The 16,916-nt window shown below is 67.7% G+C and carries 16 protein-coding genes; 11 read left to right on the top strand and 5 right to left on the bottom strand.

Annotated elements, in window-relative coordinates; all coding sequences use genetic code 11:
• Positions 1 to 16 precede the first annotated feature (16 nt).
• The 6 genes from BMW51_RS07195 to BMW51_RS07170 all read left to right on the top strand — a co-directional run bounded on the left by BMW51_RS07195 (position 17) and on the right by BMW51_RS07170 (position 5,450).
• The gene (locus tag BMW51_RS07195) at positions 17 to 700 is read left to right on the top strand and encodes a Fe2+-dependent dioxygenase (RefSeq protein WP_093004815.1); all 684 of its coding nucleotides are present in this window, start codon (positions 17 to 19) and stop codon (positions 698 to 700) included.
• 60 nt (positions 701 to 760) lie between these two features.
• On the top strand, positions 761 to 1,906 hold the full coding sequence (locus BMW51_RS07190; protein WP_093004813.1) for a PepSY-associated TM helix domain-containing protein: 1,146 nt from the start codon (positions 761 to 763) through the stop codon (positions 1,904 to 1,906).
• Positions 1,907 to 1,950: 44 nt separating this feature from the next.
• Complete coding sequence (gene argB / locus BMW51_RS07185; RefSeq protein WP_093005161.1) at positions 1,951 to 2,850, top strand: acetylglutamate kinase; 900 nt, start codon at positions 1,951 to 1,953, stop codon at positions 2,848 to 2,850.
• Positions 2,851 to 3,555: 705 nt separating this feature from the next.
• Positions 3,556 to 3,867 carry a YggT family protein gene (locus BMW51_RS07180; RefSeq protein WP_093004811.1) on the top strand — a complete coding sequence of 104 codons (312 nt, stop codon included), beginning with the start codon at positions 3,556 to 3,558 and terminating at the stop codon, positions 3,865 to 3,867.
• Between the two features lie 67 nt (positions 3,868 to 3,934).
• Positions 3,935 to 4,804 (top strand): bifunctional methylenetetrahydrofolate dehydrogenase/methenyltetrahydrofolate cyclohydrolase FolD, encoded by an 870-nt coding sequence (folD, locus tag BMW51_RS07175; RefSeq protein WP_093004809.1) that lies wholly within the window; start codon positions 3,935 to 3,937, stop codon positions 4,802 to 4,804.
• A 25-nt stretch (positions 4,805 to 4,829) separates the two neighbouring features.
• Positions 4,830 to 5,450 carry a MarC family protein gene (locus BMW51_RS07170; protein ID WP_093004807.1) on the top strand — a complete coding sequence of 207 codons (621 nt, stop codon included), beginning with the start codon at positions 4,830 to 4,832 and terminating at the stop codon, positions 5,448 to 5,450.
• Here the strand turns inward: BMW51_RS07170 and BMW51_RS07165 are convergent.
• Positions 5,447 to 5,701, bottom strand: a complete 255-nt coding sequence (locus tag BMW51_RS07165) for a hypothetical protein (RefSeq protein WP_093004805.1) — start codon at positions 5,699 to 5,701, stop codon at positions 5,447 to 5,449. The two genes, BMW51_RS07170 and BMW51_RS07165, sit on opposite strands and share 4 nt — an antisense overlap.
• A gap of 9 nt (positions 5,702 to 5,710) precedes the next feature.
• A complete protein-coding gene (locus tag BMW51_RS07160) occupies positions 5,711 to 7,492 on the bottom strand; it encodes an AcrB/AcrD/AcrF family protein (protein WP_425440979.1) in 1,782 nt (593 codons plus the stop codon).
• 131 nt (positions 7,493 to 7,623) lie between these two features.
• Here BMW51_RS07160 and BMW51_RS07155 point away from each other — a divergent pair, with 131 nt between their 5' ends.
• From BMW51_RS07155 to otsA, 5 genes are all read left to right on the top strand, one after another.
• The gene (locus BMW51_RS07155) at positions 7,624 to 8,070 is read left to right on the top strand and encodes a GtrA family protein (protein ID WP_425440976.1); all 447 of its coding nucleotides are present in this window, start codon (positions 7,624 to 7,626) and stop codon (positions 8,068 to 8,070) included.
• The gene (locus tag BMW51_RS07150) at positions 8,070 to 8,798 is read left to right on the top strand and encodes a class I SAM-dependent methyltransferase (RefSeq protein ID WP_093004803.1); all 729 of its coding nucleotides are present in this window, start codon (positions 8,070 to 8,072) and stop codon (positions 8,796 to 8,798) included. Before BMW51_RS07155 ends, BMW51_RS07150 begins: the two co-directional genes overlap by 1 nt.
• Positions 8,799 to 8,866: 68 nt before the next feature.
• A complete protein-coding gene (otsB, locus tag BMW51_RS07145; protein ID WP_093004801.1) occupies positions 8,867 to 9,613 on the top strand; it encodes a trehalose-phosphatase in 747 nt (248 codons plus the stop codon).
• Entirely contained in the window at positions 9,610 to 11,403 is a 1,794-nt protein-coding gene (locus BMW51_RS07140) for a glycoside hydrolase family 15 protein (RefSeq protein WP_093005155.1), read from the top strand. The genes otsB and BMW51_RS07140 overlap by 4 nt, the downstream gene beginning before the upstream one ends.
• Complete coding sequence (gene otsA / locus BMW51_RS07135; protein WP_093005153.1) at positions 11,400 to 12,809, top strand: alpha,alpha-trehalose-phosphate synthase (UDP-forming); 1,410 nt, start codon at positions 11,400 to 11,402, stop codon at positions 12,807 to 12,809. The genes BMW51_RS07140 and otsA overlap by 4 nt, the downstream gene beginning before the upstream one ends.
• On the opposite strand, the gene BMW51_RS07130 is transcribed toward otsA, so the two are convergent.
• The 3 genes from BMW51_RS07130 to BMW51_RS07120 all read right to left on the bottom strand — a co-directional run bounded on the left by BMW51_RS07130 (position 12,772) and on the right by BMW51_RS07120 (position 16,867).
• On the bottom strand, positions 12,772 to 13,914 hold the full coding sequence (locus BMW51_RS07130; protein WP_245708322.1) for a mechanosensitive ion channel family protein: 1,143 nt from the start codon (positions 13,912 to 13,914) through the stop codon (positions 12,772 to 12,774). The genes otsA and BMW51_RS07130 overlap by 38 nt on opposite strands.
• 134 nt (positions 13,915 to 14,048) lie before the next feature.
• Positions 14,049 to 14,603, bottom strand: a complete 555-nt coding sequence (locus BMW51_RS07125) for a hydrolase (protein ID WP_093004799.1) — start codon at positions 14,601 to 14,603, stop codon at positions 14,049 to 14,051.
• A 185-nt stretch (positions 14,604 to 14,788) separates the two neighbouring features.
• A complete protein-coding gene (locus BMW51_RS07120; protein ID WP_093004797.1) occupies positions 14,789 to 16,867 on the bottom strand; it encodes a M13 family metallopeptidase in 2,079 nt (692 codons plus the stop codon).
• Positions 16,868 to 16,916: the final 49 nt, after the last annotated feature.

Genomic DNA, 16,916 nt, shown 5'->3' with positions numbered 1-16,916 from the left:
TGCAGGAGGTAACGCCATGCTGATCGCGATCCCCGACATGCTCGATGCGGCCGGTGTGGCACGGCTGCGCGAGGTGATCGACGTGGGCGCGTGGTCGGACGGCAACGCCACCAGCGGGCCGCAGTCGGCACTCGCCAAGCGCAACGAGCAATTGCCCGAAGACGACGCCGCCGCGCGCGAGGGCGGGGCGATCGTTCTCGACGCGCTCGGCCGCTCGGCACTGTTCGTCGCCGCCGCGCTGCCGCTCAAGGTCTTTCCGCCGCTGTTCAACCGCTACGCCGGCGGGCAGGCGTTCGGCATGCACGTCGACAATGCGATCCGGTTGCGGCGCGGCAGTGACTTTCGCCTGCGCTCCGACCTGTCGGCGACGTTGTTCCTGAGCGATCCGGACACGTACGACGGCGGCGAACTGGTGATCGAGGACCAGTTCGGGGAGCAGCGCGTCAAGCTGCCTGCCGGGCACATGGTGCTCTACCCCGCCTCCAGCCTGCATCGCGTCGAGCCGGTCACGCGGGGAACACGCGTCGCCTCGTTCTTCTGGGTGCAATCGATCGTGCGCGACGACGGCGCACGGCGCATCCTGTTCGAGCTCGACCAAGGCGTGCAGGCGGTCGCGACCGACAAGGGCCAGGGGGATGCCACCGTGATCCGGCTGACCGGCGTGTACCACAATCTGCTGCGTCGCTGGGCCGACGCGTAAGCTGCGATTGACTTGCAATAGCCCGCGTGCGAGCCCGGTGCGTGGGTCGGGGGGAACGGCATGAACAAGATCAGGTGGCGCAAGGCGTGGTTTCAGGTCCACAAGTGGATCGGATTGCTGCTGGCGGTGCTGATCATCCCGATCTCGCTGACGGGCGCGGCGCTGGTGTGGCACGACGCGCTCGACCGCGCGCTCAACCCCAAGCGCTTCGCGGTCAGCGGGCAGGCGCTGCTGCCGCTCGACCGCTACGTTGCGGCGGCGCGCGCGCGTGCCGCACCCGGTGACCGCGTCGCGAGCATCGCTTTGCCCGAGGACGGCCACGGTCCCGTCGCGGTGACGATCGCGACCGCGCCCAAGCCGGGTGCGAAGCCGCAGGGCGGCCCGCCCGCGCGCACGACCGTCTTCCTCGATCCGCCGAGCGCGCGCGTGCTCGACGTGGCGAACAACCGCGCCGGGTTGGTGCGCACGATGCACGTCATCCACGGCAGCCTGATGGTGCCGGGTCTGGGGCGGAGCATCGTCGGCTGGATCGGCGTCGCGATGATGGTGTCGAGCTTTACTGGATTGTGGCTGTGGTGGCCGACCGTCGGCCGCTGGGTGCGCGGGCTTAGGTGGCGACGGCATCGCAACACCGACACCAACCTGCATTATCTGACCGGTTTCTGGGTCGCGCTGCCGCTGTTCGTGCTGTCGCTGACGGGCGCGTGGATCAGCTTTCCCGCGTTCTTCGGCGCGCTGACGGGCGAGGGCGCACGCGGGCCGGCGGGCGGCGGGCGCGCGGCGATGATGCGGGCACGGCCGCTCGACGCCCCGGCGCTGTCGATCGCCGCGGTTGTCGCACGCGCGAAGCCGCTGGTGCCCGAGGCGCGGCTGCGCAGCGTCACGTGGCCGACCGATCGCTCGTCCGACTGGCGGCTCAGCTACGACACGCAGCCGGTGCGGAGCGTCACCGTCGCCGACGACAGCGGCGTCGCCGCGGCCGAACGCGCGCGTGGCGGCACCAGCGTCGCGCGCTGGATGCGGCGCATCCACGACGGCACCGACATGGGCTGGCTGTGGCAGGCGATCATCTTCGCGGGCGGCGTGATCCCCGCGTTGCTGGGCATCACCGGCGTGATCATGTGGTGGCGCGCGCGCGGCTGGAAGGCCGATCTCGCGGCACGGCAGCGGGCGAAGCGCGCGCGGGTCGAAGGTTCGGCGGCGTAGCGGGTGCTTTCGCAATCGCGCCGCCGCCGCTATCGCGCGCAGCCATGACCGAACCCACCTTCACACCGTCGCTCAAGGCCGAGACTTTGGTCGAGGCGCTGCCGTACCTGCAACGCTACGCCGGCAAGACCTTCGTCGTGAAATATGGCGGTCACGCGATGGGCGACCAACAGGCACAGCGCGACTTCGCCGAGGACGTGGTGCTGCTGAAGGCGGTGGGCATCAACCCGGTGGTGGTCCACGGCGGCGGGCCGCAGATCGGGTCGATGCTGAAACGGCTGGGCGTCGAATCGCGCTTCGTCGACGGGCTGCGCGTGACCGATGCGGAGACGGCGCGGATCGCGGAAATGGTGCTGGCGGGATCGATCAACAAGGAAATCGTCAGCTGGATCGGCCGCGCGGGCGGCCGCGCGGTCGGCATCTCGGGCAAGGACGCGGGGCTGGTGCAGGCGGAAAAGGTCGGCGGCAACCGCAACGCCGATCCGCTGCAGGGGATTGAGCGACACGTCGATCTGGGCTTCGTCGGCGAGCCGGTCGCGGTCGACCGCCGCATCGTCGACACGCTGTCCGCCGACGGCATCATTCCGGTGATCGCGCCGATTGGAATTGGTGCAGACGGGCACACCTACAACATCAACGCCGACACGATGGCGGGCGCGATCGCCGCGGCGCTGGGCGCGGCGCGCTTCTTCCTGCTGACCGATGTGGCGGGCGTCCTCGACAAGCAGGGCGAGCTGCTGACCGACCTCAACCCGGCGCAGGTCAAGGCGCTGCGCGACGACGGCACGATCAGCGGCGGCATGATCCCGAAACTGGAAACGTGCGTTGCCGCGGTGGAGGCAGGCGTCGACGCGGCGGTGGTGCTCGACGGCCGCATCCGCCATGCGATGCTGCTGGAAATCTTCACGAAGCGCGGTGCGGGTACGCTGATCCGGCGAGGGTGAGGACTGACCGGAAAGCAATCAGTCGTGATTAGCTGGGCAAGAATAATCGGCTTAGCCGTTGCCTCTTACTGCCTGTCTGCAATTGTATTGTGCGGTGACGTCTTCGCTCCGCTTGCAGACTTGTTGATATGGCCGGACAGGCTTGGTTTTCACTGGCGACTGTGGGTTCTGGTGATCTCGATCGCCCTGGCTCCGCTGATTGTAGTACGTAAATTGCGGCCTTTTGGCGTTCCATTCTACGTCGCCAGCGTCATGATCATATCAGTGCTCCTCATTGGAGTGTATGCTGACTACGTTCGAAAGAGCCGTTTGCGCACCTTTGGCGCTGATTTAACGCTCGACCGTTCGTTTCTTCAATCGATCCGCAGTGCGCCGGCTGAGTTTCAGCTCGAGCTCCATGCTGCGGCACTTCGGTCCTGTAAGCCTTATGCGTGGAGCTATCGCGAGATGGACTTCTACGAGCTGCCTTCTAATGTTGCAGTCAACGTCTTGCCGACCGCTTGGCTTAGGCGATGCGCCATACGGCGTAGCTAATTGGCTCTCGTTCCAGCGGGGGAGAAGCCGCGGTCTGCTGATTGAAGTCGTTACTTGTCGCTCAGATGGCGATGGCCCATTTGGAACCGCTCGCCAGCCGTCGCGTAAGGCGTTTCGCTCCGCGCCCGCATCGGCTAGGACCGGCGCACCCCGTTCGGAGTTGAAACCCCCGTGTTGATCCTGACCATTATCCAGATCCTGCAGGTCCTGCTCAACGTCGTGTGGTGGGTGATCATCATCCAGTTCGTGTTGTCGTTGTTGATCGTGTTCAACGTCATCAACACGTCGAGCCCCTTCATCCGCTCGCTCCATGACGGGCTCGATCGGTTGACCGACCCGCTCTATCGCCCGATCCGGCGCCGCTTGCCCAACACCAGCGGGATCGACTTCGCGCCGATGATCGTGCTGGTGCTGATGGCGATCGCCAACATCATCCTCAACAACGTCGCGGCGAGCACGATGGCGAGCGGCGGCGCGCTCTGATCGCGCAAGTGCCGCCGAGCATCGCGGCGCTGGCATAGCTGGCCGCTGGACCCTAAGGAGCCGGGCCATGAGCGCACGGATCATCGACGGCAAGGATTTCGCAAGCAAACTGCGCGCGCGGGTGGCGGCCGAGGTGGCGCGCGTCGTCGCCGCGTCGGGGCGCAAGCCGGGGTTGGCGGTCGTGCTTGTCGGCGAGGACCCCGCTTCCTCGGTCTACGTCCGGAGCAAGGGCAAGGCGACGCTCGCCGCGGGCATGGAGAGCTTCGAGCACCGGCTGTCGGCCGACGTGGCGGAGGACGAACTGATCGCGCTGGTCGACCGGTTGAACGCCGATCCGGCAGTCGACGGCATCCTGGTGCAGCTGCCGCTGCCACGCCACATCGACGAGCGCCGCGTCATCACGCGGATCGATCCTGACAAGGACGTCGACGGCTTCCACCCGGTCAACGCCGGGCGGCTTGCGACCGGGCTGCCGGGGTTCGTGCCGTGCACGCCGCTCGGTTGTCTGATGCTGTTGAAGGACGTGCACCCGAACCTTAGCGGGCTGGACGCGGTGGTGATCGGGCGGTCGAACATCGTCGGCAAGCCGATGGGGCAGCTGCTGCTGGCGGAGAGCTGCACCGTGACGATGACGCACAGCCGCACGCGCGACCTGTTCGCGCACGTCGCCCGCGCCGATATCGTCGTCGCGGCGGTCGGCATCCCCGGTTTCGTCAAGGCCGACTGGATCAAGCCGGGTGCAAGCGTGATCGATGTCGGCATCAATCGCACCGATGCGGGGCTTGTCGGCGACGTCGATCCGACCGTGGCCGATGTGGCAGGCGCGATCACGCCGGTGCCGGGCGGGGTCGGTCCGATGACGATCGCGGTCTTGATGCGCAACACGCTCGTCTCCGCCGCGCGTCGCGAGGGCGTGTCGCTGGACGACGCGTTGTGAGCGCAACGCTGGTGAAGCGCGGCTGATGCTCGAGCTGTTCGTATCCTCGTTCGTCACCTTCTTCGTGGTGATCGATCCGCCGGGCTGCGCGCCGATCTTCGCCGGGCTGACCGCAGGCGCGACCGCGGCGCACCGCCGCGCGATGGCGGTGCGCGCGGTGATTGTGTCGGCGATCATCCTGCTCGTCTTTGCACTCGCCGGCGAGCCGCTGCTCCACGGCCTCGGCATCGAGCTCGCCAGCTTCCGCATCGCGGGTGGGATCATGCTGTTCCTGATCGCGCTCGAAATGGTGTTCGAGAAGCGTACCCAGCGCCGCGAGGACCGCGCCGCCAAGGTTCAGGCGACCTCCGAGGTCGAGGACGTGTCGATCTTTCCGATGGCGATGCCGATGATCGCAGGGCCGGGATCGATCGCGACCGTGATGCTGCTGATGGCGCGCAACAACGGGTTCGAGCGCTCGCTGGTGGTGTTCGGCGCGCTGCTCGCCAACCTCGCGCTGATGCTCGTCGCGCTGCTCGCCGCCGGGCCGCTGATGCGCGTGGTGGGCGCGAAGATCGAGGCGGTGGTGACGCGGATCCTGGGCGTGCTGCTCGCCGCGCTGGCGGTGCAGTTCGTGATCGACGGCGTGATGGAGCAGTTGCGCTAGCGGCGTCGCAAGCGGCCGGCAAAGGCGATCAGACGATTGATCAGCCACCCGGTGCCGGATGCGCCGGCGCCGATCACAATGACGCCGAGGAGAAATCTCGCGAAGCCCCCACCGCACGGCCCGTCAACTCCCTCGCCTGCCAGGCTGCCGCCGACGACTTCTATTAACGTCCAGAGGCACAGCGCGGGGATTGCGAGCAAGATCGCCGCCATCACGTCCCAGTTGAACGACGATCCGTCGCGGTACGCCACATCCGGCCCCTAGCCGATCCGGAACGCTCGGAACGGTGACTTGGCCGGCAGCGGCACCGGATCAAGCCAGCTGAATGCCTTGCCGTGCGCCAGCTGGTCGTAGAAGCCGTTCTTCGCCTTGGCGCGGTAGTTGGTCGATTCGGCCATGTTGGGGCAGACGAGCAGCAGCGTCGCGCCGTGACGCTTCATGATCGCGCGTGCCTCCTCCGGCGATCGGCTGAAGGCGTGCTGGACGTCGAGGATCGCGTCGCCGTTGCGGTGGTACGGCCCCGCGATTGCGTCGTGGTGCGTCAGCGTGATGAGCCGCGGACCGAGGTCGACGAAGGTGAACACCGTTTGCGCAGGGATAGCGTTCAGCGGCTGCATCGCGGGGATCGTCAAACACCGCCCGGTCGCGCGATTGACGCGGGTGACATAGGCGTTGGGTCGATCGATCGGCAGGTAGCGGACCGCGAGCGTCATGAACCAGCCCGAGACGAGTACGTAGGTCATTGCGGCGGCGGCGAGCTTCGCCGGCCACCAGCGCGGCCCGGCGATCCACGGCAGCATCGCGATCGCGAGCGCGACCGCGCCGGGCACTGCCATCAGCTGCGCGGCGGGTCCCGCGCGCGCCTGCCACAATAGCATCAGGCAGGAGAAGGCGGTGAACAGCGCGACGCAGGTCCAGCCGAGCAGCGAAGGCGTGCGGCGCGCACGCCAGGTCGCGAACAATGCGCCCAGCAATCCGATGATCGGCAGTGCGACGATCGGCGCGGCGCTGCGCAGCGGATGCTTGTAGATCGGTTTGGCCTCGCGCACGTTGGCGAGCCAGCTGGTGTAGAGTTCGGGCGAGACCTGTTCGGGCCGGCCGAGGCACTGTGGAAAGGCGAGCGCGAAGAAAGCGGCGACGATCCCGCCCGCGACCAGCGCGGCAGCGATGCGGACGCCCCGCCGGCGCGGCGACCAGAAAGCGAGCGCGAGCAGCAGCGCCGAGGCGACCACTACCGTTGAGAGGTACACCGGCGTCAGCGCGTCGCAGCGCATCACCCGGTTGGCGTAGGATGCGAAGCCCGCGAACCCCGCTGCGGTACCGCCGCCGAGCGATAGCGCATAGGCGGCGAGCCGGGTGCGCTCGCCCGCGTCCCACATCCAGCGAAGCGCGATGATCGCGCCCGCCATCGCGGCATAAGGCAGCAGCTCGAGCCCGATCGACAGCGAATAGGCGCTCGCCAGTCCGACGATCACGCCGCCGCGCGCATCGCGCGGGTCGCACAGGCCCGCGACGGTCAGGCACAGCATCGCGAGCTGCCAGCCGTGGTGGTCGATCCGGTCGGGCATGTACATGCCGAGCGCGACGTTGGTGACCAGCACCACCGCGATCGCGAGCGGCCAGGCGAGCGACGACACCAGCCGGCGCACGGTCGCGCCCAGCCCGATCAGCGCGAGCGACAAGGGGATCAGCGGCGCGATGCCGCACGCCAGCCGCTCCGCCTCGGCATTGCCGACGAACGGCCGCAACAGCAGGATCAGCGCGACGATCGGCAGGTCGACCAGCCGGCTCCAGTGGATGTTGAAGCCAGTGGGCGGGTTCAGGCGGTAATTGGTCAGGTCGAACCAGCCCTGCCCGGCGAGCAGCGCGCGCACCTGCATCAATCGCATGTTGTCGTCGGTGTCGCCCAGGCTCAGCCACTGGATCGCGGTCCAGCGCTGGCCGATGTACCAGGCGGCGATGAAGATCCAGGCGATCAGCGTCAGGTTGATCCAGCGACGGTCGAGGACCACCGCGCCGCGCTTGACCAACGGATGGTCGATCAGCGGGTGAGCCGCGGTCGGCCGATGGAGCAGCGAACGGATCGAGATGGTCAAAACGCTTCCTTCATCGCGCGCGAGCTAGTACGGCCGCCGCCGCGCTCCTGACGCGGGGCAGCGCAAAGGGCAAGATGGTGACGGCGGGCACGGACCGGTTGAACGATGGGTGGAACGGACGCGGCGAGAGCCAGCGCGAGGCGTTCTGGCAACTCGTCCGCTTCGGCATCGCCGGTGGCATCTCGACGCTGATCTACTCGGCGGTCTACCTGCCGCTGACCGCGTGGGTGCTGCCGCGCGCCGAGGCCGTCTGGGCGGTGCCGCCGTCGTTTCTGGTCGCGGTGACGTGCGGGTTCTTCCTGCACAGCCGCTGGAGCTTCAAAGGGCAAGGGGCGCATTCGTCGGGTCCGGCACAGCAGCTGAAATTCGTCGGCGTGCAGGCGAGCGGCATGGCGCTGAACGCGCTGGTCACCTGGATCGGCACCGCGCATCTCGGCCTCGCACCCTGGGTGCCGCTGTTGCCCGCGGTCGCGCTGGCGACGATCGTGACCTTTCTTCTCAACAAATATCTGGTGTTCGTCTGATGGATCGCCGCGTCTACGACCGCATGGCCGAGCATGATTCTACCCATTGGTGGTACCGTGCGCGTCGCGACATCCTGTCCGACTATGTGACGCGCGAGGGGCATCTGCCCAAGGTCGCTCGCATATTGGAGATTGGCTGCGGCACGGGGCACAATCTGCCGATGCTGTCGCAGTTCGGGCAGGTCGACGCGATCGAGATCGATCCCGCCGCGCGCGACATCGCCAGCGCACGGCTGGGGAAGCCAGTCGGCGACGCGCCGCTGCCGGTGCTGCCGGGTGTCGAGCGAGGCAAATACGACATGGTCGCGGTGCTCGACGTTGTCGAACACATCGCCGACGACGTTGGTGCGCTGAAGGCCATGCGCGAATGCCTGGCACCGGGTGGCAAGATCCTGATCGCGGTCCCTGCGCACCAGTGGATGTGGAGCGCGCACGACGTCGTCAACCATCATGAGCGGCGTTATTCCAAGAAGACGCTGGCGGCGGCAATTCGTGCGGCAGGGCTGCGCCCGCGCAAGCTCGGTTACTTCAACTCGATCCTGTTCCCGCTCGCCGCCGCCGCGCGGATCGCGGGGCGGCTGACCGGGCGCGACGACAGCGACGACTCGCCCCCCGCCGCGCCGGTGAACGCGCTGTTCGAGCGCATCTTCCGCGTCGAGCGGCACCTGGTCGGTCGCGTGCCGATGCCGATCGGCGTGTCGATCCTGTGCTTCGCGGAGCCCGCCTGACCTGATCTGAGCGGGCGGTCGCAAGAGCCGGCTTGCGCCGTCCATGCGAAGCCGCCACGGCGCGGCGCATGTCCGATACGCTGCCGCCGCCGCCCGCCGACCTGCTGCTGAACGCCAGCCTGTTCCTCGATTTCGATGGCACGCTGGTGGAGATTGCGGCGACACCCGATGCGGTAGAGGTGTCGGACACGCTCAGGCAGCTGCTGCATGACCTTTATCAGCGGCTGGACGGACGCGTCGCGATCGTCAGCGGGCGTTCGGTGGCGGAGATCGCCGCGATGCTCGATCCGGTCACACTGACGGTGGCGGGCAGCCACGGGCTGGAGATCGCCGCGGCGGGTAAGCCGCCGGTCGTCCCCGCACGGACGGAGGGCGTCGATGCCGCTCTTGCTGCGCTCAACGACTTCGCCCGCGACCGGCCGGGCGTGCTGGTCGAGGACAAGCCGTTCGGGGTCGGGCTCCACTATCGACAGGCACCCGAACAGGAGGCCGACGCGCGCGCGCTCGCCGCCGCATTGGCCGACCGGCACGGCCTGCACCTGCAACTGGGTAAGATGGTCGCAGAGCTACGTTTGCGCGGCGGCGACAAGGGTAGCGCGTTGAAAGCATTGATGGCGGAACCCGGACGCGCTGCCACGCGTCCTGTGTTCATGGGGGATGACGTAACCGACGAGGCGGCGTTCGCCGCCGCATGTGAACTGGGTGGCGCTGGCATCCTGGTCGGGCCGGCGCGCGACACGCATGCGCGCTACCGCCTCGACGATGTGCCCGCCGCGCTTGCGTGGCTGCGCCGCGGCGCGGAGGCGCTGGCATGAGCGACCTCGATCTTTGGCCGATCGGAAATTGCCAGGTCAGCGCGCTGATCGACCGCGCCGGGCGCTTCGTCTGGGGATGCGTGCCGCGCGTCGACGGCGACCCGCTGTTCTCCGCACTGCTCGGCGGCGACGCGCCGGAGGGCGGATACTGGGAGATTGCGGTCGAGGACTCCGTCTCGGTCGAGCAGCATTACGTCCGCAACACGCCCGTGCTCGTCTCGCGCCACACCGACGCGCACGGCGGCGTGATCGAGGTGACCGATTTCTGCCCGCGCTTCGAACGCACCGGGCGCACCTACCGCCCGGTCGCCTTCGCGCGGATCGTCCGCCCGATCTCGGGCAGTCCGCGGCTCAAGATGCGGCTGCGCCCGACCTGCGGCTGGGGTGGAACGTGCCGCGAGCAGGTCGGCGGGTCGAACCACGTCCGCTTCCTGCTCGACGCGCTGGCAATGCGGCTGACCACCAACGCGCCGATCGGCATGGTGCAGCAGGAGCGCTCGTTCCGGGTCGAGCGCCCGCTGCATTTCTTCCTCGGTCCCGACGAGAGTTTCGCTGGCGATTTCGCCAGCACGCTCGACCTGATGCTGCACGACACGGTGGCGGAGTGGCAGCAATGGGTGCGCGGCCTCGCCGTGCCGCTCGAGTGGCAGGAGGTCGTGATCCGCTGCGCGATCACGTTGAAATTGTGCCAGCACGAGGAGACGGGCGCGATCGTCGCGGCGCTGACCACTTCGGTGCCCGAACATGCGGGATCGGAGCGCAACTGGGACTATCGCTACTGCTGGATCCGCGACGCTTATTACACGGTGCAGGCGCTCAATCGGTTGGGCGCGCTCGACGTGCTCGAGGGCTATCTCGGTTATTTGCGCAACATCGTCGATGCCGCGGGGAATGGTGAGGACGACGGTCACATACAGCCGCTCTATGGCGTCCTCGGCGAGGCGCATCTGCCAGAACGTGTCGCGCCGCAGCTGCCGGGCTATCGCGGCATGGGGCCGGTGCGCGTCGGCAACCAGGCGGCCGAGCAGATCCAGCATGATGCCTACGGGCAGATCGTGCTGTGCAGCGTCCACGCCTTCTTCGACCAGCGGCTGTTCCGCCCCGCCGACGCCGCCGATTTCGAGCGGCTGGAGCATGTCGGTGAGCGCGCGTGGAAGTTCTACGATCAGCCCGACGCCGGGCTGTGGGAGTTGCGTACGCGCCAGAGCGTCCACACCTATTCCTCCGCGATGTGCTGGGCGGCGTGCGATCGTCTGGCGAACGCCGCCGAGCGGCTAGGGCTCGCCGATCGACAAGCGGTGTGGGCCGGCCGCGCGGACACGATCCGCGACGTGATCGAGCGATCGGCGTGGCGCGAGGACACGCGGCGGATGTCCGCGACCTTCTCGGGCGACGACCTGGACGCGAGCGTGCTGCAATTGCTCGACCTGCGCTTCTTCGAGGCGGACGATCCGCGCTTCGTCGACACGCTGGAGGCGATTGAGAAGGGCTTGCGGCGCGGCTCCACCATGCTGCGCTACGACACCGAAGACGATTTCGGGCTGCCCGAGACCGCGTTCAACGTCTGCACCTTCTGGCTGATCGAGGCCTTGTACCTGACCGGGCGCCATGACGAGGCGCGCAGCCTGTTCGAGGAGATGCTGTCGCGCTGCACCGCGGCGGGCCTCTTGTCCGAGGACATCGACCCCACCAGCGGCGAGCTGTGGGGCAATTATCCGCAGACCTACTCGCTGGTCGGCATGATCAACTGCGCAGGGATGCTCAGCAAACCGTGGAGTGCGATCCGATGAGCCGTTCGAGCGAGGGGCGACTGATCGTCATCTCCAACCGCGTCAGCGCCCCCAAGGGGTCGACCTCGGGTGCGCAGGGCGGCCTCGCGGTCGCGCTCGCCGCCGCCTTGCGCGAGAATGGCGGCATCTGGTTCGGCTGGTCGGGCGAGGTGACCGAGCAATATACCGGGCAGATCGACTTCCAGCGCAACCAGGGCGTGACCACCGCGGTCGTCGATCTGGAAGAGCAGGACGTCGAGGAATATTACGAGGGCTACGCCAACCGAACCTTGTGGCCGCTGTTCCACTACCGCATCGACCTGGCCGAGTATGAACGCGACTTCGCGGGCGGATACCAGCGCACCAACGAGCGCTTCGCGAAGACCGTTCGCCCGTTGATCGAGCCCGACGACCTGATCTGGATTCAGGACTATCACATGTTCCCGCTGGGCGCCGAGCTGCGCAAGCTCGGCTGCCAGAACCGGATCGGTTTCTTCCTGCACATTCCGTGGCCGCCCAGGCGACTGCTCGCCACGCTGCCGGGCGCCAAGGCGCTGGTCGAGGCGATGTTCGACTATGACCTGCTCGGTTTCCACACGCAGGAGTGGCTTGAATCCTTTTGCGACTTCGCGATCCACGAAATGGGCGCGACGATCGAGGGCGACGTGGCGCGGGTGGGCGACCGCTGCGTCCGGCTGCTCGCCGATCCGATCGGGATCGACGCGAAGGAATTCGCGCAGGCGTCCGCCGGGGTGCAGGCGCGGTTGTCGTACCGGCGAATGCGCGATTCGGCTGACGGGCGCGACATGATCGTCGGCGTCGACCGGCTCGACTATTCCAAGGGGCTGGAGGAGCGCTTCTCGGGCTACGAACGCTTCCTGATCGAGCACCCGGAAGAGCGCAAGGAAGTGTTCCTGCTCCAGATCGCACCGCCCAGCCGCGTGTCGGTCGAAACGTACCGCCGCATCCGCAACTCACTGGAAGGACTGGCGGGGCGGATCAACGGCGAATATGCCGATGTCGACTGGGTGCCGATCCGCTACGTCAACCAAGGCTATTCGCGCGACGTGCTGGCCGGCATCTACCGCGCGGCGAAGATCGGGCTGGTCACGCCCTTGCGCGACGGGATGAACCTTGTCGCGAAGGAATATGTCGCGGCGCAGAACCCGGAGGATCCGGGCGTGCTGATCCTGTCCCGGTTCGCCGGTGCGGCCGAGCAGATGAAGGACGCGCTGCTCATCAATCCGTACAGCGCCGAGGAAATCTCCGACGCGATCCAGCAGGCGCTCAGGATGCCCAAGGAAGAGCGGATCGCGCGCTGGCAGGCGTTGATGGACGGCGTGCAGAAGGAAGACGTGACGTGGTGGGCGACGCGCTTCCTCGACTCGCTCAGACAGGCGCGGCCCCGGATCGAGGAGCCGGCGTAACAACCGGGGCGGTCGCGTCAGCAGTTAGCGCCACGTCGGCGCGGCGGCGCAGGATCGCCTCGGGCATCTCGCGCTTGATGTAGTCGAGCAACGCTTCGCGCACGTCGCAGCGCAGGTCGAACGCCGTGCTCGCGTCCTTGGCCGTCATCAGCCCTCGAAGCTCAATCGCGCCGTCCGGCTTGGTGTCGGTCACCTGGCAGTTCCAGAAACGCCCGTCCCAGCGCGGATTTCCGGTGACGATGCGGCCGAGTTCGTCGCGCAAGCGTGCCACGTCGGCGGCGGGATCGAGGTACCAGAACACGCTGCCGAGCAGCTTCGATGACTGACGCGTCCAGTTCTGAAAACTGTCCTCCAAGAACTTGGATACCGGCACGACCAACCGGCGATCGTCCCACACGCGAATGACGACGTAGGTCAGGCGGATTTCCTCGACCCGGCCCCATTCGCCCTCGACGATCACCACGTCGTCGAGCCGGATCGGCTCGGTAAAGGCCATCTGGATGCCCGCGATCAGGTTCTTGAGCGCGGGCTGCGCGGCGGCGCCGACCGCGATGCCCGCGACACCGGCGGAGGCGGCGAGGGTAACGCCCAGCGCGCGGACGCTCGGGATGCTCACCAGCATCATGCAGATCGTCACCAGCACAATCACGAAGGCGCCGATGCGTTGCAAGATGCCGAGCCGGGTCCGCCGCCTGCGCGCCCGCAGATTATCCTCCACGCTGATGTCGGCGCGGCGCGACAGCAGGTCGACGACGTTGCCGAGCGTCACCACCGCGAACCAGCCGATCAGACCGGGGATCACCAACCCCGCCGCGCGCGCCCATAACGTTGCCTGCGCGCGCGTGAGACCGAGCACGGGCTGGACCATTGCCAGCGCGACCGCGACCAGGATCCAGCGGGCAAGCCCGCGCGTGCGCGCGACGATGGCGGCGCTGCCCTCGCGCTCGTTACGGCGCGCGGCGCGCTCCACCAGCGTGAAAATAACCGCATGGATCAGCAGCGCGGCGAGCACCGCCGCAGCAACGATGCTCAGGTCGACGATCCAGTCGGGTAGGTCGCGCATCGACAGATCGCGCAGGGGCAGGTCGCGCAGGAAACGCGGCATGAGTTCTCCCGGTGTCGTGAACCGCTCGAACGGCGACGGGAACGCACTGTTCCGTACCGAGGTGGTGCCGCAGCGACGGAGCGGGCGGGAGTATGGATGAAGTGCGGCTAGCGGCCCTTGGACGGTTGATGCTGTCAGTCGGCCAGTTCGACCTCCTCCGCGCTGACCAGTCGTGCGATCTGCGGCAGGATGTTTGCGACCGCGAAATCGTGCAGTTCGGCCGAGCGCGAGGTGCACGCGTCCTCCACCACGACGACGTCGTAGCTCAGCTCCCACGCACTGCGCGCAGTCGACTCGACGCCGAAGTTGGTCGCGATGCCCGCGAGCACGATCGTGCGCACGCCGCGGCGGCGCAGTTGCAGGTCGAGGTCGGTGCCGGTGAACGCGCCCCAGTGATGCTTCAGCACGACGATGTCGCCCTCGTGCTGCAGCCCGTCGACCAACGTCTCGAACCCCGGCGGCGTTCGTTCGGGCAGGCTCGGCTTGTCGACCTGCCGGCTGGGCGCGTTGCCGGGCGCGACGGCGACATGGACGAGGATCACGGGGGCGCCGGCGGTGCGGAAGCGGTCGGCTAACGACTTTGCGGTGGTGACCACCTCCTCGCCGGAACGAGGCCCCTTGTCGCCGGCGACGATGCCTTGCTGGAGGTCGATGAGGACGAGCGCGGTGGTGCGGGGGTCGAGCTGCATGTGCGCCGAACCGGTGGGGACGGGTGCGGTTCCGGTGGTGCGAGTGCGGTAGCGATCCGGGTGGCCGCGGCGCGGGAGTTAATCCCGCGCCGTCGAACGTGGCGCTGGTTGCGCCACGTCGGCCGGGCCGGCGCGTCCGCTTGCGCGGATCGGCGCGTAGCGTGGCTACGCGCTTCGCGTCGGCTTCACCAAATCTTCACGCGCTGGTCGGGGGCAAGGTACAGCTTGTCGCCGGGCTTGACGTTGAACGCATTGTACCAGGCATCGACGTTGCGGACGACGCCGTTGACACGGTTGTACGCCGGCGAGTGCGGGTCGGTCAGCAGGCGGCTGCGCAGCGCGTCCTCGCGGACCTTCGACTGCCACGCCTGCGCATAGGCGAGGAAGAAGCGTTGATCGCCGGTCAGCCCGCCGATCACCGGCGCACGGCCATGCGTCTGCTGGTACTTCTGGTACGCGGTATACGCCGCCTCGACACCGCCCAGATCGCCAATGTTCTCGCCCAGCGTCAGCTGACCCTTGATGTGCGTGCCGGGGATCGGCTCATAGGCGTCATACTGCGTGACGAGCTGCCCGGTGCGCTTCGCAAAGGCGGCGCGCGTCTCGGGCGTCCACCAATTCTCGAACTTGCCGGTCGGGCCGAACTGGCTGCCCTGATCATCGAAGCCGTGACCCATTTCGTGGCCGATCACCGCGCCGATCGCGCCGTAGTTGACTGCCGCGTCCGCCTTCGGGTCGAAGTAGGGCGGCTGCAGGATCGCGGCCGGCAGCGTGATCTGGTTCATCGTCGGGTCGTAATAAGCGTTCACCGTCTGCGGTGTCATGCCCCAGAGCGTGCGGTCGACCGGCTTGCCGAGATACGACAGGTCGAGCTGGTGCTGGAATTCACCCGCGCGCATGTTGTTGCCCAGCGGATCACCGCGCACGACGTTGAAGGTCGAATAATCGATGTACTTGACCGGGTGGCCGACGCGCGGGTCGAATGCGGCGAGCTTGGCGAGTGCGGCCTGCTTGGTCTTCGCATCCATCCAGGTATTGGCGCTGATCCGCTCGTTGTAGCCGGCGCGCAGATTGTCGATCAGCTCGCCCATCTTCGCCTCGGATTCAGGCGGATAGTGGCGCGCGACATAGACCTGGCCGACCGCCTCGCCCATCGCGCCGTTGACCAGCGCGATGCCGCGCTTCCAGCGTGCGCGCTGCTCCTGCTGGCCCGACAGCGTGCGGCCGTAAAAGTCGAAGCTGGCGGTGTCGAACGCCTTGGGCAGCACCGACGCGTTCGCGCTGGCGAAGCGGAACTTCATCCAGTCCTGCCACGTCGAGACTGGCGTCGCGGCGTAGATCTTGCCGAGTGCGGTAAGCGCGGTCGAGGTGCCCATGATGACGACCGGGAACCGCTCGTAACCCGCGGTCTTGAGCATCAGCGGCCAGTCGAATTCGGGCGCCAGCGCCTTGCGCTGCGCGGCGTCCATCGGCTTCAGCATCGCCTGCAGGTCGCGCTGCTGCACCGGCGTCCACTGCACCTTCGCCATTGCGGTCTCGAGCGCGACGATCCCGTCCGCCTTCGCCGACGCGTTGGCGATGCCCGACAGCGTCAGCACCTGCTCGACATACTTGCGATAAGCGGCGCGGTAGGCGTCGTACTTGGCGCCCGGCAGCAGGTAGTAATCCTGCGGCATGCCGAGCGACCCCTGGCTGGCGATCGCGGTGTACTGCGTCGGATCGGCGGGGTTAGGCAGCTGACCCACCTCGACCGGCGAGGCGTAGCCGACGCTGGCGAACAACGTCTGGAGCTTGGTCTTGTCGTTGGCGGCGTCGATCTTGGCGAAATAGGGCTTCAAGGGCGCGGTGCCGGCGCGCTCGATCGCGGCCTCGTCCATGAAGCTGCCGTACAGGTCGCCGATCTGCTTGCCGCCGGCGCCGACCGATGCGGGATCGCGCGCGGCGTCGGTCAGGATGTCACGCACCTGCCCCTCGGCCTCGTCGGCCAGGATGACGCCCGCGCCCGCGCTGGTGCGGTCGGCGGCGATCGGGGTACGCTTGTCCCAGCTGCCATTGGCGTAGGTCCAGAAATCGTCGCCGGGCTTCACCGACTTGTCCTCGGCGGTCAGGTCGATACCGAAGGTGCCGTAGCGCGGGCCGGTCTTGGCAGCGGCGGCGGGCGCCGGTGTGGCAGGCGCCGGCGTGGCGGTTTGGGCGAGCGCGGGCGCGGCGATGGCGAGTGCCGCGACGCTGATCGATAGGCGCGCGAAAACAGAGAGTTGCATTGTTCCCCTTCCCCTACAACAGTGTATCAGTGACTTAAGGCGGTGATGT

The organism is Sphingomonas palmae (assembly GCF_900109565.1).
Taxonomy (GTDB): domain Bacteria; phylum Pseudomonadota; class Alphaproteobacteria; order Sphingomonadales; family Sphingomonadaceae; genus Sphingomonas; species Sphingomonas palmae.
Note: the sequence above shows the minus strand (reverse complement) of the source record. Positions and strands in the feature narration are given on the sequence as shown.